We start from the raw sequence: 21977 nt of genomic DNA on the forward strand, positions 1-21977 counted from the left end.
ACGCCGGACCTGAATTGCAGAGGAGTTGCATCATGGAAAATCCGCAGCACAGTCTACCGGCCCTGTTCAAACAACTCGGCCTTGATGACGATCCGACCGGCATCGACCAATTCATCGCCAGCCATTCGCCGCTCAAGCCGGAATTGCATCTGGCTGACGCGTTTTTCTGGACAACAGGTCAGGCGCAGTTTCTGCGCGAGGAGATTCTCGACGATGCGGATTGGGCGGAAGTGGTGGATCAGTTGAATGTGATGTTGCGTAAGGGGCGGGCTGATTACTTCGGCTGAGGCCAAGTCCGTGCCGTATGCACCAGCGCCATGATCCAGACGGCATCTCTCTCCGTTTGATAGACAAGACGGTAACTGGGATGCGGAATCACCTCACGCGTACCGGCAATAATGCCGGCACGGCCAATCAACGGATTGTCGGAAAGGCGATGAACCGCTTCGCTGAAGCGCAGATCCATTTCGATGGGCGCTCTTGGGTTGGCGGCCTGCAGGTAGTCCCAAATGTCTGCACGATCCTGTGCGGCAACTGGCGTCCATATGATTTTCATAGGTGATCTTCTGCCTGCCTGCGCTTTGCCGCGAACGCTGCTTCTACGTCTTCGTTGTTCAATCCGTCTCCTGCACGTACGGATTCCCGAGCGATTTCAACCTTGCGTTGCAGGAACGCTTCATATTCGCGGGTCTCTCGCTGGGTTTGAACATACTGACGCATCATGTCTCGCATGATTTGAGACGCAGGCCGGTGTGCCGCTTCGGCTTCCGCCATGAACTCCTCCCGCAGTTCCGGCTCCAGTTTCATCGTGAAAACGGCTTGTTTTGACATATCAGGCTCCTGAATTTGGTGATGACAACGTATATACCTTGTCAGTATCGATGGAGAAAGCTTTGAGTCAGATAGGGCGACTAACGGAGAGATTTGTTTCAAAACTTGACTGAAATTCCCCGCCAATGCGATATTGATAGTTAGCAAACTAACAGTGTCCGTTATCCCGTGTCCGATTCCCTCGACAGTCTCCAGATGAACATCAGCAGCGCCATGGTGGTGGCCGCCCGGCATTGGCGGAAGATCTGCCAGACCACGCTGGTCAACTACGGAATTTCCGAAGCCTGCGCCGTGCCCTTGTTGATGATCGGTCGCTTGGGCGAGGGCGTGCGTCAGGTGCAAGTCGCCCAGGCTGCGGGGATGGAGAGTCCTTCGCTGGTGCGCTTGCTCGATCAGCTGTGCCATGCCGGTTACGTCTGTCGCACCGAAGATGCGCAGGATCGCCGGGCCAAGTGCCTGAGCCTGACCGATACCGGTCGCGAGCTGGTGCAAGCGGTGGAGGCCGAGCTGGTGCGCTTGCGTCATGAGGTGCTGGAAGGCATCGAGCGCAGCGATCTGGAAGCTACGCTTCGGGTACTGAGGGCTTTTGAGGCGGCGAGTTCGCCTGTGGTGGTCAATTCTTGAACGGTTTTTTCACTGGCATGCCGCCGGCCCGTGACTGGTTTTACGGGGTCCGTACTTTTGCAGCGTCGATGATTGCGCTGTACATCGCCTTGCTCATGCAAATGCCGCGTCCGTATTGGGCGATGGCCACGGTGTATATCGTCTCCAGCCCGTTTCTCGGCCCGACCAGCTCCAAAGCGCTGTACCGCGCGGCCGGTACATTTCTCGGCGCAGCGGCGGCGGTGCTGTTCGTGCCGATGTTCGTGCAGAGCCCGTACGTGCTGGTGGTGGTGATCGCGTTGTGGACCGGCATTCTGCTGTTCATGTCCCTGCATCTGCGCACCGCCAACAGCTATGCGCTGATGCTGGCCGGTTACACCTTGCCGCTGATTGCCCTGCCGGTGGTCGATAATCCGCTGGCGGTGTGGGACGTGGCCGAGGCTCGTACCGAAGAGATTTTCCTTGGCATCGCCGTCGCTGCGGTGGTCGGTGCGATGTTCTGGCCGCGTCGGCTGGCGCCGGTGTTCAACGATGCCGTGAGCAAGTGGTTCGCCGATGCGACGAGCTACAGCCTGAAGTTTCTCAGCCGCGATGTGCAGCCGGAGGAAGTCACCGCGCTGCGCATGGCCATGGTCGCCAATTTCAACAGCCTCGAGTTGATGATCGGCCAGTTGCCCCACGAAGGCGCGCGGCCACAAACCGTGCGTAACACCAAGGAGCTGCGCGGGCGCATGATTCACCTGTTGCCGGTGATCGATGCCCTTGAGGATTCGCTTTACGCCCTCGAACGCCGCACCCCGGAACTGGTAGAAAAATTCCAGCCGTTGCTGACCGCGACCCGGGAATGGCTGGGCCACGCGGACGCCAATCTCGAGCGCTGGCAAGCACTCAGAGATCAACTTGAAGCGTTGCAACCGAGCGCCGAAGCGCTGGAGGAGCGCAAGCAGTTGCTGTTCTCCAATGCGATCTACCGCCTCGGTGAATTCATCGATCTGTGGCAGGACTGCCGCAGCCTGCAGGATGCGATTCTGTGCGAGCGCCAGGACAGCTGGCGCGCGGTCTATCGGCACTGGCGCCTGGGCCGGTTGACGCCGTTCATCGATCGTGGGCTGATGCTCTACTCGGTGACCTCGACCATTCTGGCGATCATCGTTGCTTCGGTGCTGTGGATCCTGCTCGGCTGGCCGGACGGCGGCAGCGCGGTGATCCTGGCAGCGGTGGCGTGCAGCTTCTTTGCCTCGATGGACGACCCGGCGCCGCAGATTTACCGGTTCTTTTTCTGGACCGGGATGTCGGTGCTGTTCGCCAGCCTTTATCTGTTTCTGATTCTGCCCAACCTGCACGACTTCCCGATGCTGGTGCTGGCGTTTGCCGTGCCGTTCATTTGCGTCGGCACGCTGACCGTGCAGCCGCGATTCTACCTCGGCATGCTGCTGACGCTGGTCAATACCTCGTCGTTCATCAGTATTCAGGGCGCCTACGACGCTGACTTTTTCGCCTTCGCCAACTCCAATCTGGCTGGACCGCTGGGGCTGTTGTTCGCTTTTATCTGGACGCTGGTGGCGCGGCCATTCGGTGCCGAACTCGCGGCCAAGCGTCTGACCCGATTCAGCTGGAAAGACATTGTCAGCATGACCGAGCCAGCCAGCCTCGCCGAGCATCGGCATTTGGGCGTGCAGCTGCTCGATCGGCTGATGCAGCACCTGCCGCGTCTGGCCCTGACCGGTCAGGACACCGGTATTGCCATGCGTGAAGTGCGTGTCGGTCTGAATATGCTCGATCTGCTTGCCTACACCCCGCGCGTCACCGGCGTGCCAAACGCCCTGTTGCGACAAGTGGTGGGCGAGGTCGGTGAGTATTTTCGCGCGTGCCTCAAAGCCGACGAACGCCTGCCGGCACCGAGCGGTCTGCTGATGACCCTTGATCGCACCCGACGTGCGCTGAACGGCCAGGGCGACGATGAAACCCGTCGACACCTGCTGCACGCCTTGAGCGGTCTGCGTCTGGCCTTGCTGCCCGGCGTCGAGTTCGTCTCCAGCGCCGAGCCCGAAGAACCGCTGCCCGATGGAGCGCCCCTATGATCGGTGATCTGGATATCAGCGGCATTTTCCTGCCGACCCTGCTGGTGCTGATGGGCATTACTTACGTGCTGTTTTTGTTGGTGCATGGCGTGCTGCAACGCCTGCACTTTTACCGTCTGGTCTGGCACCGGGCATTGTTCAACGTGGCGCTCTACGCCGTGCTGCTGTACGGCGTGGACTCACTCAGTCGATACCTGATGACATGAAAAAACCGTTTCTGACCATCGGTCGCGTGGTTCTGACCCTGCTGATCGTGACTTTTGCCGTTGTCCTCGTCTGGCGCATGGTGATGTATTACATGTTCGCGCCGTGGACGCGAGACGGCCACATTCGCGCCGACATCATCCAGATCGCCCCTGACGTTTCCGGGCTGATCCAGCAGGTCGAGGTAAAGGACAACCAGTTGATCAAGCGTGGCCAGGTGCTGTTCAGCATCGACCAGGATCGCTTCAAACTGGCCCTGCGCCAGGCCAAGGCCGCCGTTGCCGATCGCGAAGAAACCCTTGCCCAGGCCCAGCGTGAAGCCAAGCGTAACCGCGGTCTCGGCAATCTGGTGCCGGCCGAACAGCTGGAAGAAAGCCAGTCGCGCGTCGCCCGTGCACAGTCGGCATTGGCCGAAGCCTTGGTGGCGGTCGACAGTGCGCAGCTCAACCTCGATCGCTCGGTGATCCGCAGCCCGGTCGACGGTTACGTCAACGACCGCGCGCCGCGTCCGCAGGAATTCGTCACCGCCGGGCGCCCGGTGTTGTCGGTGGTCGACAGCAACTCCTTCCACATCGACGGCTATTTTGAAGAAACCAAACTCGACGGCATCCACGTCGGGCAATCGGTGGATATCCGCGTGATCGGCGACCGCGCGCGGTTGCGCGGACATGTCGAAAGTATCGTCGCCGGCATCGAAGACCGCGACCGCACCAGCGGCAGCAACCTGCTGCCCAACGTCAACCCGGCGTTCAGTTGGGTACGCCTGGCGCAGCGGATTCCGGTGCGCATCGCTTTTGATGAGGTGCCGGCCGACTTCCGCATGATCGCCGGGCGTACCGCCACCGTGTCGATCATCGACGACCAGCATGAGGAGCCGCAGCCATGAGCAGGGCCTGGTTGATCGCCGGGTTGGGCGTGATGCTCTCGGCCTGTCAGATGGTCGGCCCGGATTATCAGGTGCCCACTGACGCGGCGGTGCAGCGCAAGGATATTCAGGGTGAGCTGGCTGTCGCCGACAAACCGGTAATCTCGGCGCCGGTGCCGACCGACTGGTGGCGGCTGTATAAAGACCCGCGCCTTGATCAACTGGTGCAGCAGGCCATGGCTTCCAATACCGACCTGCGCGTGGCGGCGGCGAACCTGTCGCGGGCACGTGCTCAGGTGGATGAAGCCGAGGCCGCTGGTGGCTGGAGCGGCGGGGTAAAAATGGGCGCGCAACGTTTGCAGGAATCCGGTCAGGCGTTCCTGCTGCCGGAGAAAGTCCCGGTGGCCAACATCGCCGATATCGGCATCAGCGCTTCGTACCAGTTCGACCTGTGGGGCACCTTGCAGCGCGGCATCGAAGCGGCCAAAGCCAATGCCGATGCAACTCAGGCCGCCGCCGACACTGCGCGTATCACCTTGGTGGCGGACGTGGTTCGTGCTTACACCCAGGTCTGCGCAGCCAACGAAGAGCGGGAAATCGCCGAGCATTCTCTCGATCTGCAATCGCAGAGCACCACGCTGATCCAGCGCCTGCGCGATGCCGGGCGTGGTGACGAGACTCAGGTCACCCGTTCGCAGACCCAATTCAAATCCCTGCGCGCCGACTTGCCGCGCTATGAAGCAGCGCGTCAGGCCGGGCTGTTCCGTCTGTCGATGCTGCTGGCCAAACCGGTCGAACAGTTGCCGGCAGGTACCGCCAGTTGCGCCGAGTTGCCGAAGATCGCGCAACTGGTGCCGGTCGGTGACGGCGCTGCGCTGCTCAAGCGCCGCCCGGATATTCGTCAGGCCGAGCGGCGTCTCGCAGCGGCAACCGCCGGCATCGGTATCGCCACTGGCGAGCTGTACCCGGACATCAGCATCGGCGCGACCATCGGCACCGTCGGCATCATTGATGACCTTGGCGACCCGTCGACCAACCGCTGGGGCTTTGGCCCGTCGCTGAGCTGGAAAGTACCGACCAACGGCGCCCGTGCGCGCATTCGTGAAGCCGAGGCCAACACTCAAGGCGCGCTGGCGCATTTCGACGGCGTGGTGCTCAACGCCATCCGCGAGACCCAGACCGGTCTGGCCCAGTACAGCGCGCTGCTGCAACGCCGCGATGCGCTGGCCGAAGCCGAACAGTCGGCGAAGCTCGCCGCCGAGCAGACGCACCGCTTCTTCCAGGCCGGCCGCGAGTCGTTCCTTGCCGACCTGCAAGCAACCCGCACCTACACCGATGTCACCGCGCAACTTGCCGCCGCCAACACCCAGGTCGCGATGAGCCAGATCGATTTGTTCCTCGCCCTGGGCGGTGGCTGGGAAAGTGGACGAACGAACACCTCGAGCGCCAGCAAACCCTGAGGCCGTTGCTATGCTTTGAAGTGTTGGAGGGGCGCCCCATGCCAAGCGCTCCTGCAATGCACATTGCTCGTGCTGGCCCAGGGGAAACCAATAATGAAAAACCCTTACGCTCTCGGCTTCTGGTGCGCTCTGGTGGCACTGGTGCTGCTCTCGGCCACGTATTTCTACGGGATCATGCTGGCCCACCAGATCGATACGGCGATGATCTTCCTCGACAGCGCCGTTGCACTGATCGCGGTGATGGCGATCGTCGTCGTCGCGTGGACCTCGATTCAGCTGCAACGGGTCAAGAAGCGCCAGCTCGAACGGGGCAAGATGCTCGTGCTGATCTGGGACACCAAAGTTGCCCTGCGCCGGGTCGAAACCGTGTTCGACCGCTACTTCTGGGGCAGCTACTGGCAGCCCGGGCGAACCTTCGCCGAAGTCATGGGCGAGCTCACCGGCACGCCGCTGGAAAAAAGCCTCGAAGCCCTGAAAAAGCAATGCCTGGAACTCGACAAGCAGATCGCCGATGACGGCTGGCACTGGCTGAACAACGCCCGCAAGCTGTCCGACGTCGCCACGGCCATGGCCCGCGAACGCTATCAGCTGGATTTCTGCGATGTGCGGGCGGATACCACCGGCGGAGCGGTGATCGATCGCGACTTTGAAGTGCTGGTGTATACCTGGACCGCGCGGCTGAAGAGCTTTGATCATCAGCTGGATGAAATCGAGGTTCAGTATTCCTGATTTGCTGTGAATCCACCGACCTCTTCGCGAGCAGGCTCGCTCCCACAGGTACGGCACTGTCCTGGTGGGAGCGAGCCTGCTCGCGAAGAGCCCGCAAAAACACCGAAACTCTTCGCTCCTGCCGACTGTCCATTCCCCCCATAGACACTCTTTAACCTTTAAACATTGGGCCGTCTTCCGCGCCCGGTGCTAATCTCCACCGCTTAATTGCGCACAGTCGAGCCGTGACCCGATCCCGGGTTCAAGGAAGACGACTTCATCCACAGCCACGGAAACCGATCAGGTCATTCATGAATAAATCAGCAGGCGTGCTTCTCGGAATTGTTGTTGCCATTGGCGCGATCAGCGCAGGCGGGGCCTGGTACACCGGGACCAAGATCGAAGGCGTGCTGAACAACGCCGTGACCAACGCCAACAAAGAGTTGCAGACCGCCATGGCCGGCTCCAACGGCACCGCGTCGCTGGAACTGGTGTCGCTGGAACGCCACACCTTCACCAGCACCGCGCACTATCGTCTCAAGGGCGAGGGCGAGATGTTCGGCGATGCGCCGGTCGAGCTGCTGTTCGTCGACCACATCGAACACGGCCCGCTGCCGTTCTCGCGTCTGGTTTCGCTGAAGTGGCTGCCGGTCATGGCCACCAGCAACTACGAGCTGGAAAAGAGCCCGTCCACGGAAAAATGGTTCGCCGCCACCAACGGCGCCGCGCCGCTCAAGGGCGTCACCAACATCGGTTACGACGAATCGACCACCAGCACCCTCAACCTGGTGCCGTTCGAAACTGCGCTGGATGAGCAATCGAGCCTGAAATTTTCCGGTCTGAGCATGGACATCGCCGCCAGCGCCCAGGCGCAGAAAGTCAAGGCCGACGGCTACATGGACAACCTGAAATTGGTCACCGTGTCGGAAGACCAGGCGCCGGTGCAGGTCGAGCTCAACGGCCTGACCCTGGCCAGCAACCTCGCCAAGAGCAGCTACGGCTACTACACCGGGGAAAACACCCTGGAAGTGACCAGCAGCAAAACCACCTTCAGCGCCAAGCCGATGGTGCTGGGCGTGAAGAACTTCGAAATGAAGAACCGCACCGAAGAAAGCGGCAGCAACGCCTCGGGGCGTGCCGACTACAAAATCGGCGAAGTGACGCTCAACGACAAGAAAGTCGGTTCGGCGGCCATGGCCATGAGCCTGAAGAACCTCGACATTCCGTCGACCATGTCGCTGATGCAGATCTACCAGACCAAACTGCAGCCGTACGAAAAAGCTGCCGCCGAAGCTGCCGCACAGGGGTTGCCGGCACCGGAGCTGAATCTGACCGAAGCGGAAAACGCCCAGGTCAAAGCCGATCTGCAGAAGTTGCTGGCGGCCGGCCCGCAATTGGCGCTGGAGAATCTGTCGTTCAACACCGCCAACGGTGAAAGCCGCGCCAATCTGGTGATCGACCTGACCAAGCCGCAATCGATGGACCTGCCGCCGGATCAACTCGGCAAGCAACTGATCGCGCTGCTCGACCTGAACATTCAGGTGTCCAAGCCGATGCTCGTCGATTTGCTCAGCGTGCAGGCGCAACTCGATGGCCAGACTGACGCCAAAGCCATCGTCGATCAGTCCAAGGAAGCGGCGGACATGTTCGCCGGCATGGCGGTCGGCTCGCAATTGGCTGTCGCCGACGGCACCAACGTGGTGACCAAACTGCATTACGCGGCCAATCAGGTCGAATTCAACGGCCAGAAGATGACCGTCGAGCAGTTCATCGGCTTCCTCATGAGCAAGTTTGCCGGCGTCACCCAAGAGCAATAAGCCCACCGCGCGCCCTCCAGACGCCCGGCCCCTGTGTAAACAGGCGCCGGGCGTTTTGCTGTACGGGTTTTGTACAGACAGGCCGATTCTGAACAATTATTGCGTTGTGAAAATTCGACTACGCTTGCGTGCAGACTGCCTCACCAAGCTTGGCCGAGGGCTGTCATCGTCGGCCACCGTTACGAATGGGCAAGGAGGGCATTGCGACCCGGCTGGCCATGTAAGGATGCTGACAAATGCCGCGTATTGATGGCCCTGTATTACATCGTGGTTTGCGCCCTTTGTTCCGATTCGCCCTGTGCAGCCAGTTGCTCTGGCCAGTGCTGGCGTTGGCCGACACACCCTACGACGAGATGGTGCGCGATGCCCGCGCCGGGCACTACACGCCTGCGCTGACGGTTTTGCGTCAGGTGCCGCCGGGCCAGGCCAGCGACGGCCAGGTCAGCGATCACCTGCAAATCGCCAGTTGGGCCGGGCTCGATGCCGAAGTGGTCAAGGTCTATGAAACCCAGGGTCGCGACCGCGTCCTGCCGGTGCAGGCACTGACCGCCGCCGCGCGTGCCTATCGCAACCTCAAGCGCTGGGATCAGGCTACCCAGGTCTACAACAAGGCGCTGGCGCTGGAGCCGGACAACGCTGACCTGCAACTGGGCCTCGCGCTGACTCAGGCCGATGCCGGCAAGCCCGATCAGGCCGTCACCCGCGCCCAGGCGCTGGTCGCCGCCAAACCCGACGATCCGTCACGCCGCCTGGCCTTGGGCTATGCCCTCGGCCGCGCCGGCAAACAATACGATGCGCTGTTTGAATTCGATCAAGCCTTCATCCGCGCCGGCAACAAACCGGAAGTCGCCCGCGAGTACGTGGTCGCGCTGCAAAAGGCCCGTCTGCCTGAACCGGCGCTGCGTCTGGCCAGTCAACGTCCCGGCCTGATTGATCCGGTGACCTTGCGCCGGCTCGAAGGCGATCTCGCCGCCGAACGCGTGCGCCTTGCCGAACTGGCCACCCGCAGCGAAAAGGAACGCTATGTCATCGCCGACCGCGCGCTGGCCGATTACGACAAACTGCTCGCAACCTGGACCCCTGACGCCACTGCCCACGATGACGTGACGCGCTGGCGCATCGACCGCATGGGCGCGCTCAAGGCCCGGGCACGCACTGCCGACGTCATCAGCGAATATCAAAAGCTGCAAGCCGAGGGCGTGGAGATTCCGACTTACGCCCTGCGTTGGGTGGCGGCGTCTTATCTGGATCAACGCGAGCCTGAGATTGCCACCGATCTGTATCGCCAGGTGCTTTCGGCGCCGGACGCCGATGTCGGTGATCGTCTTGAGGACACCACTGCGCTGTACTACTCGCTGCTGGAAAGCGACCGCGCCGACGAAGCACGCAAGGTCGCCGAGGACGCAGCGAAAGCCCAGCGTCCGCGTGTCGAGCTCAAGGGCTTGCCGATCGGCAACCCCAACGACGAATGGATGGATGCCCAGCAACTCGCCGCCCAGGCCGGTACCTACGGTTCCGATCTTCCGCACGGCGAAGAGCGCTTGCAGACGCTGGTCGATCAGGCACCGGGCAACCTTGGCTTGCGTCTGGCCCAGGCCGATCTCTACCTCGCCCGCCAGATGCCGCGCCGCGCGGAAAGCCAGCTCAAGGAAACCGAGAGCATGGCCCCGCGCGATGCCGGCCTGGAAGTCGCTCAGGCGCGCACCGCGATGGAGTTGCAGGAGTGGCGGCAGAACGATGCGCTGGTCGACGACGTGGTTGCGCGCTATCCGGACAACCGCCAGGTGCAGCGCCTGGCTCGCGAACGGGAAGTGCATGACATGGCCGAACTGCGTGTCGAAGCCTACGGCGGCAAGGCCAACGGTGGCGGCAGCGGCGATGCCGGTGCGGTCAGCGGCAGCCGTGATTTCGGTATCCAGAGCACGTTGTACAGCCCACCGATCAATGAAGACTGGCGCGTGTTTGCCGGCGCCGGTTATGCCACCGGTGATTTCGCCGAAGGCACTGGCCACCATCGTTTCCAGCGTGTCGGCCTGGAACGGCGCACCCGTGACATGACCCTCGAAGCCGAGGTGTCGAATCACGATTACGGCTTCGGTGACAAACAAGGCGCACGCCTGGCGATAGCCCGCGACATCAACGATCACTGGCAGTACGGCGGCAGCCTCGAATACCTCTCGGCGGAAACCCCGCTGCGCGCGCTCAACAGCGACATCAAGGCCAATGGCGGCAGTGCGTTCCTGCGCTGGCGCGCCAACGAAAGCCGCGAGTGGCGCGTGTCGGTCAGCCCGTCGCACTTCAGCGATGGCAACAACCGCGTCGAAGCCTTGGTGACCGGGCGCGAGGGCATCTACACCGCGCCGAACATTCAGGTCGACGCCGGCCTGGAAGTCGGCACCAGCCACAACTCGAAATCCGACGACGTGCCGTACTTCAACCCCAAGTCGGACTTCAGCGTGATGCCGCTGGTCAACGTCAATCACGTGCTCTACCACCGCTACGAGACTTCCTGGAGCCAGCAATTCCAGGCCGGCGCGGGCACCTACAGCCAGCGCGACCACGGCACCGGCGGCATGGCATTGCTCGGTTACGGCCAAAGGTACGCCTGGAACGACGTGCTCGATGTGGGCGGCATGTTCAGTGTGATCAACCGGCCTTACGACGGTGATCGGGAAACTGATCTGCGTCTGCTCGTCGACCTCACTTTCCGCTTCTAGAAGAGTTTGAAGATGCCTTTTATCTCGCGTTTCATCCTTCTGCTGGGAGCGCTGCTGGTCAGCGCCTGCGCCCAGCAAGCCCCGGCCTTCGCGCCGCCCTCCGAGCGCCCGGTCGCGGCCAGTGAACAACCGTGGCCAAAAAACCATGTGCTCGGCATCGCCTATCACGATGTCGAAGACCGTGATCCTGATCAGGCCGTGGTGGCGGTGCGCACCGAGCGCATGATCGAGCAGCTCGCCTGGCTGCGTGAGAATGGCTACAAACCAGTGACCGTCGACCAGATCATGGCCGCACGCAAGGGCGGCCCGGAGCTGCCGGCGAGAGCGGTGCTGCTCAGTTTCGACGACGGCTATGCCAGCTTCTATACCCGCGTGCTGCCGGTGCTGCGCGCCTACAACTGGCCAGCCTTGCTGGCGCCGGTGGGCACCTGGATCGACACGCCGCTCAATCAACCGGTGGATTTCGCCGGCACGCCGCGTAACCGTGACAACTTCCTGACCTGGCAGCAGATCCGCGAAATTTCCAAGTCCGGTCTGGTAGAGATCGCCGCTCACACCGATGCCAACCACAAAGGCATCCTTGGCAACCCGCAGGGCAACCTGCAACCGGCCGCCGCGACCCGGCGTTATGACCCGGTGACCAAGCGCTATGAATCCGAAGCCGATTTCCAGGCACGCATTCGTACCGACGTGAAGAACATTTCCGAGAAGATCCGCAAGGCCACCGGTTACAAACCACGGGTCTGGGTCTGGCCGTACGGCACCGCCGACGGTACCTCGCTGACCGTGGTCGGTGAGGAGGGCTATGAAATGGCCCTGACCCTGGACGACGGCCTCGACACCCTCGATAACCTGATGAGCGGGCCGCGCTTTCTCGTCGCGTCCGATCCTGACGGCGAGCATTTCGCCAACAGCATCGTCTCGGTGCAGGCCGAAGCGCCGATGCGCGTGGTGCATGTCGATCTAGACAACGTCTACGACCCGGACCCGGCCCAGCAGGACATCAACCTCGGCAAACTGGTGCAGCGCATGGCTGACCTCGGCGCCAGCACGGTGTTCCTGCAAGCCTTCGCCGATCCCAAGGGCGATGGTCTGGTGCATTCGCTGTACTTCCCCAACCGTCACTTGCCGATGCGCGCGGACCTGTTCGACCGCGTCGCCTGGCAGTTGCGCACCCGTGCCCATGTGAAAGTCTTTGCATGGATGCCGGTGCTGAGTTTCGAACTGGATTCGAAACTGCCGCGTGTAACCCGCTGGGACCCGAAAACCGCCATCACCTCGGTCGACCCGAAGCAGTACAAACGCCTGTCACCGTTCAATCCCGAAGTGCGCAAGATCATCGGTGAAATCTATGAAGACGTGGCGCGGCTGACCTCGGTCGACGGCATTCTCTACCACGACGATGCGGTGCTTTCGGATTTCGAAGACGCCAGCCCGGATGCCTTGAAGGCGTACGCCGCTCAAGGTCTGCCGGGTTCGATTGCCGCGCTGCGCGACGATCCGGCAGCGATGCAACGCTGGACGCGTTTCAAGAGCCGCTACCTGATCGACTTCACCAACGAACTGACCGCCAAGGTCCGTGCGATTCGCGGCCCGCAAGTGCTGACCGCACGCAACATCTTCGCCGAGCCGATGCTCAATCCTGAAAGCGAAGCGTGGTTCGCGCAGAACCTCGATGACTTCCTCGCCACTTACGACTGGACGGCGCCGATGGCCATGCCATTGATGGAAAAACAGACGCTGGCCGAGTCCGGCCCGTGGCTGGAAGAACTGGTTGCCACGGTGAAGAAACGTCCCGGCGCGCTCAACCGCACCGTGTTCGAATTGCAGGCGCGTGACTGGAACCAGAAGGATCAGGCCGATATCGATGCCGTGCATCTGGCGGACTGGATGGGCCGGCTCAAGCGCCAGGGCGCGACCAGTTTCGGTTACTACCCGGACAACTTCCTCGACAACCTGCCAGACCTGAAAACCGTAAGGCCTGCACTCTCCAACAAATGGAATCCATAACATGCTGGATAGACTGTTAGCCCTGCTTGTTCTGGCGATTGTCCTTGGCGTTCCGCTGGGGCTGATCTTCCTCGTGACCGGCCAGTTCCTGATGTCGTTCGTGTTCTTCTACCCGCTGTTCATGTCCGGGTTGTGGATCGCCGGCGGTCTGTATTTCTGGCTGCACTGGGAGCGCCACTGGCCATGGCAGGACGACACGCTGCCGCCGCCGCTGGAAGGCGAGCCGCTGATTTCGATCCTGATTCCTTGCTACAACGAAGGCGATAACGCTGCCGATACCATTTACGCGGCGCTGGCCCAGCACTACCCGAACATCGAAGTGATCGCGATCAACGACGGCTCCAAGGACAACACCGCCGAAGTGCTCGATGCGCTGGCCAAGGAAGATCCGCGACTGCGGGTTCTGCATCTGGCGGAAAACCAGGGCAAGGCTGTGGCTCTGCGCATGGGCGCGATCGCTGCGCGCAGCGAGTATCTGGTGTGCATCGATGGCGACGCCTTGCTGGCCCCGAACACCGCGGCTTATCTGGTCGCGCCGATGCTGGATAACGCACGTCTTGGCGCGGTCACCGGCAACCCGCGCATCCGCACGCGTTCGACTTTGATCGGGCGGGTGCAGGTCGGCGAGTTCTCCTCGATCATCGGGTTGATCAAACGTACGCAACGGGTGTTCGGGCGCATCTTCACCGTCTCCGGCGTGATCGTCGCGTTCCGCCGCACCGCGCTGAACCGGGTCGGCTACTGGAGCCCGGACATGATCACCGAAGACATCGACATCAGCTGGAAGCTGCAACTCGATCACTGGAGCATCTTCTACGAACCGCGTGCGCTGTGCTGGATCCTCATGCCGGAAACCCTCGGTGGCCTGTGGAAGCAGCGTCTGCGCTGGGCTCAGGGCGGCGCCGAAGTGCTGTTCAAGAACATTCGCGGCATCTGGCAGTACCGCCATCGCTACCTGTGGCCGCTGCTGTTCGAGTACTGCCTGTCCACCGGTTGGGCGTTCACTTTCCTGCTGTCGGTGATTTTCTGGGGCATGGGCAAGTTCATGGTCATGCCCGACGCGATCGCCGTCGATCACCTGATGCCGCCGGCCTTCACCGGTCTGTTGCTGGCGTTCGTCTGCCTGGTGCAGTTCGCTGTCAGCATCGTCATTGACCGGCGCTATGAGCCGGGTCTGGGCAAGACCATGTTCTGGGTGGTCTGGTATCCGCTGGTGTTCTGGCTCGTCAGTCTGCTGACCACCCTGGTCAGTTTCCCCAAGGTGTTGTTCAGCCAACACAAAAAACGCGCGCGCTGGGTCAGTCCTGATCGGGGTATCAAACCGCTGGGCGACGACCAGGAGGAAGTCATCAAATGAAAATTATCCGGACTCGCCAACGGCCCTTTCTCGTGGTGATCGACGTGATCCTCACCGTCCTGGCCTGGGTCGGCCTGCTGTTCCTGCTGGTACGCGGGTTATGGCCGTTGATCGAAACCAGCGGCGGCCCGCGCATCGATCATTCGGCATTCGATGCCCTGGGCACTTTGCAGGTTTATATGTGGGTGGCGCTGGTCAACGCGGTGATCCTGATCGGCTGGGCGCGTTACCAGCAACGCAAAAGCCGCAGCTTCGCCCAGCGCCGTTTGCCGTCACCGGTGATTGGCGATGAAGGTCTTAGCAAGAGTTTCAAGCTGTGCGACGAGCGTTTCCAGAAACTGCGCACGCCGGGGGTGATGACCATTCACAACGACCAGGACGGCGACATCAGCCATGTCGAAACGCACTTCTGGCCGCTTCAGCAGCAAGCACTACCGGCGCCGCTGGCACCTTTGGAGCATCCACGGGTGATCTTTCTGCATGCCGAAGAAGACGACAGTCGCGAGCCGGTGAAACGCCTGACCTGACCTCGCACAGCGCCGGTGTCAGGCCTGGATCAGCGTCCAGGCCTCTTTCATCCGCAAAGGTTGCTTCATGCGCTCAGCCAGCAACGCCATTGCGCGTTGCTTGTCGCAGGCCACCGCCGCAACGACGATGCCGTCTTTTGCAAACAGGCCAAGGAACGGCGGCTGTTCCGGCTCACCGCTGAACTCGACCTCGTCCCATTCCTGCGCGTGACCGAGATAGTCGTAGTTCTTGCCAAAGTGGTAGGTCCAGAAAAACGGCACATCCAGATAATGTTCCTCGCCACCGAGCATATTGGCCGCAGCGATGCGCGCGTGTTGCTGGGCCAGGCGCCAATGCTCAATGCGGGTTGGCTGGCCATTCAACGGAAACGTGGCGATATCGCCGATGGCCCACAGGCCATCGCTGACGCGCATGCCGTCATCAACACGCAACGATTGGTCTTCTTCCTTGGGCAATGATACGAAAGGTTCAGTGGCCGGGTGAACGCCGACGCCGGCGAGAACCAGATCCGCCGCCAGGCGCAGACCGTTGTCGAGCAGCACGCCCTCGACCTTGTCCTCGCCAAGGATCTGCGTAGCCTCGTGTTCGCTGATGAACTTAACCCCGTGCTCTTCGTGCAACCCGCGAATCGCTTTGCCCACGGCCTCGCCGAATTGCTTGGCAAACGGGATTGCATGGCGTGCCAGCACGGTGACGTCGAGGCCGAACTCGCGCAGGGCCGACGCGCATTCGAGGGCAATGAAACTGTCGCCGATGATCACCGCGCGCTGGCCCGGTTGAGCGGCGTTGATGATCTGTTCAGCCTGTGCTTTAGAACGCAGGACGAAGACGTTGGCCAACTTGGCACCAGGCAGCTTCAACGGATTGGGCGCGCCACCGGTGGCGAGTACAGCGGCGTCGTAGCGCAGGATGCCGCCGTTGTTCAGATGCAGCGTTTTGCCTGGGGCGTCGAGTGAAGTTACTTCGCCTTGCACGCGCTCAATCCGTTGCGCTTGATAGAACGCCTCATCGCGTAGCGGCGGCACTTCTTTCGGTGACATCTCTCCAGCGAGAACAAATTTGCTCAGCACCGTGCGGTCGTAGCCGGCATCCGGTTCGCCGTCGACCAGCACGATGCGTCCGCCGAAACCCTTCTCGCGTAGCGCCGCCGCGCAAGCCGTGCCCGCCGCCCCGGCGCCGACCACCACGAACGTTCTTGGGTCGTCAGCGGGCGGGGTATGCGGATCGGGCAGGGGCTGGTCATCGACCCAGACTTCATCGCCGCGCAACTCCAGCGGATAGCGCTTGAGACTGTCCAGCGATGGCGGCTCGCACAGGCCACCGTCCTCGGCGCGGTACGCGGCCTTGTGCCAGGGGCAGATCAACCTGCCATGACACAACGCCCCCTCGGCCAACGGTGCGCCGGCATGTGGACACAGGCCCTGAAACGCCCGCAACTCGCCGTTGGCACGCAGCAGGACGATCTTGCAGTCGCCGATTTCGACTTGCAGGCCACGGTCTTGCGGGACATCGGCGAAGCGGGCGACACGGTGCAGGGACATTTTCGGCTTCCTCGCAGGCATTTCTCTTGTGAGTTGGCGGCGCCGCGCGAGGTTCAGCCATTTGCTACTGCCAAGGCACGAACGGTACAGCTATAGTTTGCGGGCCGACGACGGCCTCACTGCACAAGGTGCTCCCGGAATGACCCGATTGACCTCTCTCAACCCATGGCTGGCGGCCATCGCCGTGACCCTTTGCGTGCAGTTCCCGGCACAGGCCCAGGAGCGCTTCACCCTGAGCATCCCCGGCGTGTCGGATAACCGTCTGTTCACCTCGGCAGCGGCAAGTGACGCACCCGGTTGCGGCGGCAAGAACCAGTCGCCGGCGCTGAGCTGGAACGCCGGCCCGGCCGGGACCCAGAGCTACGCCATCGTCATGCACGACCCGGATGGCCAGAAAGGTCTGGGCGTCGATCACTGGATTCACTACGGCATCAAACCCACCACCCACCAGATCGCGGCCGGCGTCGGCGCCAAATCCGCGCTCGAAGGCGTCGGCGGCACCAACAGCAAAGGCAACACCCACTACATGGGTCCGTGCCCGCCAGTGGGCGACAGCGCGCACCACTACATCATCCAGATCTACGCCCTCGATCTTGCCCCGGACGCCCTGCCTGCGGGCCTGACCCGCGCCGAGCTGATGGAGAAAATCAAAGGCCATGTGCTGCGTAACAGCAGCGCGGTGCGGCGTTATCACCGCTGAGGTTCGGCCGCTCACGGGCGGCTGACTGCCCTGATTCCCCAGCCATTTGGCATTGCCCCGCGAAAACGCGCACTATCGAGCCATTGCCAATGCGCTGGAGGACACCGTGGCAGCAAAAATCGACCGCATCGCCCAGCTACTCAACTGCCCGGAAAAGGGCGAACAAATGCGGCGTGCAGTAACCGAGACACGTAAGGAATTTCTGCTGAATCAGCCGGAAGAAGACCTCGTTGAAGAAGATGAGCTGTTTGACGAGGCTGAGGAGGAGGGGGATGACGACGGTGAATATGATGAGTTTGACTGGACGACGGAGTGACTTCTTTCAAGAACTTAACTCAAGTATTTCAACGTTAGACGGCTAGTGCAGATCCAGCGGTAGAGTTCAAAAGAAACCTGAATCGCTCCCGCTGGAATATGTCGTTTCGTCAAAGCGTTAAGAGCTGGTCAAAATTTCAGAGTTTTGATGCTAGCTTTAAATACTCCCGAATAAACAGCGCACGCCGATAATGTGCTCAGACGCTGTAACGTCCACTGTTGCACTGCTTTCTTCGCTTTCTACCTGCCAAACTCCCAACTCCGGATGGGTTAAGCACTGAATTAGACAGAGGAAGAAGAATATTTTGGGGCCAAAAGGAAGTAGCACCGGGTTCGAACTTCGTACTAGCGTGCTTATAACTAGTTCCAACTGTCCGTACGTCATTTCTGGATCATTGACGTCGTATTCAATTAGGTGATTGTCATCGGTTTCCTGTATTAAGTTGTAATTGTTCTGATTGACCTGATCGAAGAACTCCAGAACTGGAGATTTAGGGATGAACACCCATTGATCTGACGGCTCGAAATATTCAGAAGCGCCTTCGGCTTTATCTGGTTCGTAGCCCAACCCTAATATCAGACTCGTAGGCTTTGTTTCAGGAGTCGACCAACCTGCAAATGCTTTATGAACGGGCTCTATACTCAGATTTGCTAGGGTATTATCGTTAGGCGGAGTGAACTCTGCCAGAGAGTAGAGAACTATCAGTTCTATATTTGTTTCGGTACTTGTTTGTATTATGGTCGCTAGTAGATCGGCCATTTGCTTCCTGGGTAAGCAAGAGATATCAGCGACAATTTTTATTGTCGTACCGGCTAGAAACGTTTTGATTACTTTAAGAAGTGAAGCGATAGAGCTGTAATGATCGGGGTGCTGATCATCGATGCTTGTATAGTGCGTGCTCGTTTTATCAACCAAAGTACATATTTTTCCTGCCGTGATTGACAGCTTCTCAAGTACGTTGGTGGAACGCGATTCCGAGCAACTATAATTAATAAATAAATCACAGTCAATAGGGTGGTGATATTGAGGTGTATAGTTCTCTAACGTATTTAGTGTCATGCTTTTGACCTAAAATAGTTTTAGTTGACTAGCTGCGTCCGGGGATCTTACTGGTGTTTTCGTTGCTTTAACAGGTGTGACCTTTTCGACATATATCTCGTCTTTGACCTTGGTTAAAGCGCTGTACATCTTAATGTGGCGGCCGGCACGCAAGGGTAGGAAGAACTCAGGAGCTAATCTATGACAGATACGAACATGGCGACCTTGTAATCCTGATGCGCCCGTCACAAATACTGATTCTTTACTAACTTCGGTATCCACGAAGACAAGAGCGCCGAGGTGAATGCATATCGAAATAAATTCTCCGAACTCGATAGCGGATTGTTCGTCGATCGTAAAGGAGAGCGCAGGATCAGGAGAGAACGAATTGAAGAATATTTTTTCCTGAATGTGCTCCGCAAGTATTTGGAGGAAGCCATAAGGCGTTATTGAGCTTTTATTCTGAGTGCTTCTAATAGGGTAGACCTTCAACATAGATATAAATCTATCAGTAAAAGCAGAAATGGCAGACGCCTGAACCCCTTGGGAATTGATAGAAGCACCTTTTTTTCTTGTTTCGGATGCCAGAGTTTCCGCCAGATTTAAAATCCACCTTGGGTTGCCTTCGGTCAAGTCTAATATGTTAGGAAATCTTTGATAAGGCTGAGAGCTAACCTTGGATCGCTTTACATATCTATCCATACTCCAACTTTTTAATAGATGATTTCTCAGATAAACCAGGGGCGTTATTTTCCTCACGAGGGTGCCATTTGTGATTTTGTCTGAAGTTGGTAGGTCAGATATATCGATTTTTTTTGCATTTAGAAACTCGCTAAAAGACGTGTCTTTACGCTCTAGCTCCGAAAATATTTTCTTTCGTTGTTCAATAGATATTCTGCCAGAGTCGTTTTCTTTTTCAGCGTCCGTAGTTTCTTCGGCCGACCCAGATAGGCCTAAAGCTTCGGCGAGGTCTGCTTCGGGTCCAATAACCCCTTTGTTTTTTAAAGCGTGGGATAAGAGCATGCTCGCGAAGTTACGCGTGTCTTCTTTTTTCTCGTTCCAGAGTGGAATTATAGAAAAATCATTGCTCTGGCGAGGAATGTCTTCTTCTTTGCTGGAAAGAAATTTTGAGCCGGCTCCCGTTTGGCTTAATGCATACTTAAAGACCAGGTTGCCGGAGGTGGAGCGTAGGGGAGACAAAATTCGCTCTAAAAGATCCTGGGGGATAATTTCCAGTTCGTCTACAAGTAACGCCCATTTTTGATTTTCTAAGTTCAGTTGGTCGTTGATGGTCTCGATGGCAAGCGTAAAAGAATTCAACCACCCGAGCCCAATAAAAGGATATTCAGTAAAGGCAAGATCTGCACTTGCTGTTAACGCAAGTCGGCTAGATATTTTTTGAAGTTCAGATTGTTGAACTCGTAGAGCATGTTTTAGTGCGGAAAATGAGGGGGTCGATTGCGTTTTCCAGATGTCGGACAGTTTTTTTGAAAGTTCAGCTTGCTGGATGCGACCAAATTCATCGGAGACTGAATCTATCGGTCTAAGTATTCCCAAAGCTAGAGATTTTTCTAAAGCTTCTATGAGTGCGAGGCTTACAAAATTACTGAAGGCACACTCATGAATTGCAGTCCGTAGAGCTGGCTTCTCGATATCTTTAGTTACCAGCTCTAACTGTTTTGCCCACCGCACATCCGCAGCAACGAACACACCAAGAAACTTTATCGAGGTTACGGTGCGATCCGATTTTGAATTGGTCCAGCTCAATAACGCAGGCGCCTGAAGCATTTTTAGTAAAGTCGTTTTTCCACTGCCCCGTGGCCCTACCAATATACAGTTATTAAAAGCCATAAGTTCTTCAAACTGCGGCGGCGGAATAAAGTCTGCAACGACCTCAACTGATGATTTGTGTCGAGCATTAAACGTATCGTTAGTTGTTGAAGTGATGTCGTTCATTTGTTCACCCAAAGTTCATCAGGAAACCATGTGCCTTGATCCGGCGTCCTATATACTCCAATTTCTTCAAGTCGTCTTTGAAGGCTCTGAATATCTTTAGGCATAAGGTAGTTGAGTTCGCTGATTTTCTCTCTGAGCTCAGGCCAAGTCAAAACTGGAGACTCGGAGTCTTGCAATGTCTGTTTAATAATTTGTGCTAGAGATGCGGTTTTAACTGAGCTAGATTGATCAAAGCCACACCCATGAGGAAGGCCGTGTGCGACATGGCTACAGATGTTCCACGTGCTGCCTTCCCAGTAAATAGACTCAACAGTCCCTCGAAGTCTATTTTTTCCACCCTCGGAAACCATGCTTAGTTGAACTATATAAAATTGGTTTTTAGTTTTATTCGCTAGGTCACCCTGCAACAAAGCCCCAAAACTTGCAGCGCCTAAAACAATTGGTGAAAAGTCCTCGCCGCCTGATCGTGTTAAGCGAAATAAATGCTTATGTCCATGAATTACTAGCCAGTCTTCATCTGTTTCCGCAATGGTTTGAAGAAGAAGGTTTCCATTATACATCTCGATTTTACCGAGGCTAACATCTAAATCTTCGTGATTCAGCGGTGGATGGTGAAGCACTATGACTTTGTAGGCATATTTTTTAGATAAGATTTTCAGCTCTGTTTTCAACTCCGCGAGAGCGGAATTGCCAATCCGACCCCTTTCATATTCGTTAGGAAGTAGCGAATTGTGATAGTGGCAAGTGTTTATTGTCACCACAACCCAATCGTCACCGTCCAAGACTTCATATCCTCGGCCCCAATATACCCATTTTTTTTCTGGGTTAGAGAACTCTGCTGGATAATCTTGGGTCGATATTAAATGCTCGATTGGCTGAATCGCAAGCTCGGCGTTGCCTGGGGTTTCATGTTCTTCCGAAGTTCTTGAACTGACCTCGTGATTGCCTGTTGCGGCTATCAAATGCTTTGCTTGGAGAACAGATTTTAGATTCTTTAAGTCGTTCCATCCGTGCTCGAACGATTTTATACATGCTCTCGTTGTGATGTCGCCAGGACATATGAGAATTTCTGCAAGTGGTTGCAGTAAAGGGTTGGTTTTTTGAAAGTCGTCAATCAAACGGCTCATAGGATCGATCTTGGTCCCATGAACGCAAACTTGGGTCGATATTTTCCCTGCACTGTCAGCCGTATAATGCAGGTCCGTTGCAATGGCAATTCTGATTGGCGCAGGTAAGGGCATATTT

General features: G+C 58.3%; 20 protein-coding genes. 14 read left to right on the forward strand and 6 right to left on the reverse strand.

Annotated elements, in window-relative coordinates; translation table 11 throughout:
• Positions 1–32: 32 nt before the first annotated feature.
• A complete protein-coding gene (locus tag J5M66_RS15040) occupies positions 33–287 on the forward strand; it encodes a DUF2789 domain-containing protein (RefSeq protein WP_207808072.1) in 255 nt (84 codons plus the stop codon).
• On the opposite strand, the gene J5M66_RS15045 is transcribed toward J5M66_RS15040, so the two are convergent.
• Positions 275–556, reverse strand: coding sequence for a type II toxin-antitoxin system RelE/ParE family toxin (locus J5M66_RS15045; protein WP_207808071.1), 282 nt, complete (start codon positions 554–556; stop codon positions 275–277). The two genes, J5M66_RS15040 and J5M66_RS15045, sit on opposite strands and share 13 nt — an antisense overlap.
• A complete protein-coding gene (locus J5M66_RS15050; protein ID WP_110602291.1) occupies positions 553–831 on the reverse strand; it encodes an antitoxin of toxin-antitoxin stability system in 279 nt (92 codons plus the stop codon). The genes J5M66_RS15045 and J5M66_RS15050 overlap by 4 nt, the downstream gene beginning before the upstream one ends.
• 195 nt (positions 832–1026) lie before the next feature.
• On the opposite strand from J5M66_RS15050, the gene J5M66_RS15055 reads away from it, so the two are divergent.
• The 11 genes from J5M66_RS15055 (at position 1027) to pgaD (ending at position 15180) form a co-directional block, all read left to right on the forward strand.
• Positions 1027–1455 (forward strand): MarR family transcriptional regulator, encoded by a 429-nt coding sequence (locus tag J5M66_RS15055; RefSeq protein ID WP_016772266.1) that lies wholly within the window; start codon positions 1027–1029, stop codon positions 1453–1455.
• Positions 1452–3515 carry an FUSC family protein gene (locus tag J5M66_RS15060; RefSeq protein ID WP_206421277.1) on the forward strand — a complete coding sequence of 688 codons (2064 nt, stop codon included), beginning with the start codon at positions 1452–1454 and terminating at the stop codon, positions 3513–3515. The genes J5M66_RS15055 and J5M66_RS15060 overlap by 4 nt, the downstream gene beginning before the upstream one ends.
• The gene (locus J5M66_RS15065; protein ID WP_016772264.1) at positions 3512–3721 is read left to right on the forward strand and encodes a DUF1656 domain-containing protein; all 210 of its coding nucleotides are present in this window, start codon (positions 3512–3514) and stop codon (positions 3719–3721) included. Before J5M66_RS15060 ends, J5M66_RS15065 begins: the two co-directional genes overlap by 4 nt.
• Positions 3718–4605: an HlyD family secretion protein gene (locus tag J5M66_RS15070; RefSeq protein ID WP_016772263.1), complete on the forward strand. Its 888-nt coding sequence runs from the start codon at positions 3718–3720 to the stop codon at positions 4603–4605. The genes J5M66_RS15065 and J5M66_RS15070 overlap by 4 nt, the downstream gene beginning before the upstream one ends.
• The gene (locus tag J5M66_RS15075) at positions 4602–6044 is read left to right on the forward strand and encodes a TolC family protein (RefSeq protein WP_123444123.1); all 1443 of its coding nucleotides are present in this window, start codon (positions 4602–4604) and stop codon (positions 6042–6044) included. Before J5M66_RS15070 ends, J5M66_RS15075 begins: the two co-directional genes overlap by 4 nt.
• Positions 6045–6137: 93 nt before the next feature.
• Complete coding sequence (locus J5M66_RS15080) at positions 6138–6773, forward strand: NADH:ubiquinone oxidoreductase subunit N (protein ID WP_207808070.1); 636 nt, start codon at positions 6138–6140, stop codon at positions 6771–6773.
• Positions 6774–7063: 290 nt separating this feature from the next.
• Entirely contained in the window at positions 7064–8569 is a 1506-nt protein-coding gene (locus J5M66_RS15085) for a YdgA family protein (RefSeq protein WP_207808069.1), read from the forward strand.
• Positions 8570–8805: 236 nt separating this feature from the next.
• Positions 8806–11286, forward strand: coding sequence for a poly-beta-1,6 N-acetyl-D-glucosamine export porin PgaA (pgaA, locus tag J5M66_RS15090; RefSeq protein ID WP_207808068.1), 2481 nt, complete (start codon positions 8806–8808; stop codon positions 11284–11286).
• A 12-nt stretch (positions 11287–11298) separates the two neighbouring features.
• Positions 11299–13296: a poly-beta-1,6-N-acetyl-D-glucosamine N-deacetylase PgaB gene (gene pgaB / locus J5M66_RS15095; RefSeq protein ID WP_024011127.1), complete on the forward strand. Its 1998-nt coding sequence runs from the start codon at positions 11299–11301 to the stop codon at positions 13294–13296.
• Position 13297: 1 nt separating this feature from the next.
• Complete coding sequence (gene pgaC / locus J5M66_RS15100) at positions 13298–14653, forward strand: poly-beta-1,6-N-acetyl-D-glucosamine synthase (RefSeq protein WP_016772256.1); 1356 nt, start codon at positions 13298–13300, stop codon at positions 14651–14653.
• Entirely contained in the window at positions 14650–15180 is a 531-nt protein-coding gene (gene pgaD / locus J5M66_RS15105) for a poly-beta-1,6-N-acetyl-D-glucosamine biosynthesis protein PgaD (protein WP_123444120.1), read from the forward strand. The genes pgaC and pgaD overlap by 4 nt, the downstream gene beginning before the upstream one ends.
• An 18-nt stretch (positions 15181–15198) precedes the next feature.
• Here the strand turns inward: pgaD and J5M66_RS15110 are convergent, their stop codons facing one another.
• Complete coding sequence (locus J5M66_RS15110; protein WP_207808067.1) at positions 15199–16722, reverse strand: FAD-dependent oxidoreductase; 1524 nt, start codon at positions 16720–16722, stop codon at positions 15199–15201.
• A gap of 139 nt (positions 16723–16861) precedes the next feature.
• Between J5M66_RS15110 and J5M66_RS15115 the strand changes: the two genes are divergently transcribed.
• Both J5M66_RS15115 and J5M66_RS15120 read left to right on the forward strand, forming a co-directional pair.
• Positions 16862–17422, forward strand: a complete 561-nt coding sequence (locus J5M66_RS15115; RefSeq protein ID WP_016772253.1) for a YbhB/YbcL family Raf kinase inhibitor-like protein — start codon at positions 16862–16864, stop codon at positions 17420–17422.
• Positions 17423–17468: 46 nt separating this feature from the next.
• On the forward strand, positions 17469–17738 hold the full coding sequence (locus J5M66_RS15120; RefSeq protein WP_207808066.1) for a hypothetical protein: 270 nt from the start codon (positions 17469–17471) through the stop codon (positions 17736–17738).
• 156 nt (positions 17739–17894) lie between these two features.
• Here J5M66_RS15120 and J5M66_RS15125 read toward each other — a convergent pair whose 3' ends face one another.
• Genes J5M66_RS15125 through J5M66_RS15135 form a run of 3 tightly spaced genes read right to left on the reverse strand, consistent with a single transcriptional unit; the run spans position 17895 to position 21859 of the window.
• On the reverse strand, positions 17895–18797 hold the full coding sequence (locus J5M66_RS15125) for a hypothetical protein (protein WP_207808065.1): 903 nt from the start codon (positions 18795–18797) through the stop codon (positions 17895–17897).
• 9 nt (positions 18798–18806) lie between these two features.
• Entirely contained in the window at positions 18807–20732 is a 1926-nt protein-coding gene (locus tag J5M66_RS15130) for a hypothetical protein (RefSeq protein ID WP_207808064.1), read from the reverse strand.
• On the reverse strand, positions 20729–21859 hold the full coding sequence (locus J5M66_RS15135; RefSeq protein ID WP_341802449.1) for a metallophosphoesterase: 1131 nt from the start codon (positions 21857–21859) through the stop codon (positions 20729–20731). The genes J5M66_RS15130 and J5M66_RS15135 overlap by 4 nt, the downstream gene beginning before the upstream one ends.
• Between the last annotated feature and the right edge of the window lie 118 nt (positions 21860–21977).

This window comes from Pseudomonas sp. 67(2021) (assembly GCF_017491835.1).
Taxonomy (GTDB): Bacteria; Pseudomonadota; Gammaproteobacteria; order Pseudomonadales; family Pseudomonadaceae; genus Aquipseudomonas; species Aquipseudomonas atacamensis.

Bases quoted from the DNA above. Each gene is read 5' to 3' on its own strand.
- J5M66_RS15040 (WP_207808072.1), top strand. From the start codon at position 33: ATGGAAAATCCGCAGCACAGTCTACCGGCCCTGTTCAAACAACTCGGC.
- J5M66_RS15045 (WP_207808071.1), bottom strand. From the start codon at position 556: ATGAAAATCATATGGACGCCAGTTGCCGCACAGGATCGTGCAGACATT.
- J5M66_RS15050 (WP_110602291.1), bottom strand. From the start codon at position 831: ATGTCAAAACAAGCCGTTTTCACGATGAAACTGGAGCCGGAACTGCGG.
- J5M66_RS15055 (WP_016772266.1), top strand. From the start codon at position 1,027: ATGAACATCAGCAGCGCCATGGTGGTGGCCGCCCGGCATTGGCGGAAG.
- J5M66_RS15065 (WP_016772264.1), top strand. From the start codon at position 3,512: ATGATCGGTGATCTGGATATCAGCGGCATTTTCCTGCCGACCCTGCTG.
- J5M66_RS15070 (WP_016772263.1), top strand. From the start codon at position 3,718: ATGAAAAAACCGTTTCTGACCATCGGTCGCGTGGTTCTGACCCTGCTG.
- J5M66_RS15075 (WP_123444123.1), top strand. From the start codon at position 4,602: ATGAGCAGGGCCTGGTTGATCGCCGGGTTGGGCGTGATGCTCTCGGCC.
- J5M66_RS15080 (WP_207808070.1), top strand. From the start codon at position 6,138: ATGAAAAACCCTTACGCTCTCGGCTTCTGGTGCGCTCTGGTGGCACTG.
- J5M66_RS15085 (WP_207808069.1), top strand. From the start codon at position 7,064: ATGAATAAATCAGCAGGCGTGCTTCTCGGAATTGTTGTTGCCATTGGC.
- pgaA (WP_207808068.1), top strand. From the start codon at position 8,806: ATGCCGCGTATTGATGGCCCTGTATTACATCGTGGTTTGCGCCCTTTG.
- pgaB (WP_024011127.1), top strand. From the start codon at position 11,299: ATGCCTTTTATCTCGCGTTTCATCCTTCTGCTGGGAGCGCTGCTGGTC.
- pgaC (WP_016772256.1), top strand. From the start codon at position 13,298: ATGCTGGATAGACTGTTAGCCCTGCTTGTTCTGGCGATTGTCCTTGGC.
- pgaD (WP_123444120.1), top strand. From the start codon at position 14,650: ATGAAAATTATCCGGACTCGCCAACGGCCCTTTCTCGTGGTGATCGAC.
- J5M66_RS15110 (WP_207808067.1), bottom strand. From the start codon at position 16,722: ATGTCCCTGCACCGTGTCGCCCGCTTCGCCGATGTCCCGCAAGACCGT.
- J5M66_RS15115 (WP_016772253.1), top strand. From the start codon at position 16,862: ATGACCCGATTGACCTCTCTCAACCCATGGCTGGCGGCCATCGCCGTG.
- J5M66_RS15125 (WP_207808065.1), bottom strand. From the start codon at position 18,797: ATGACACTAAATACGTTAGAGAACTATACACCTCAATATCACCACCCT.
- J5M66_RS15130 (WP_207808064.1), bottom strand. From the start codon at position 20,732: ATGAACGACATCACTTCAACAACTAACGATACGTTTAATGCTCGACAC.
- J5M66_RS15135 (WP_341802449.1), bottom strand. From the start codon at position 21,859: ATGAGCCGTTTGATTGACGACTTTCAAAAAACCAACCCTTTACTGCAA.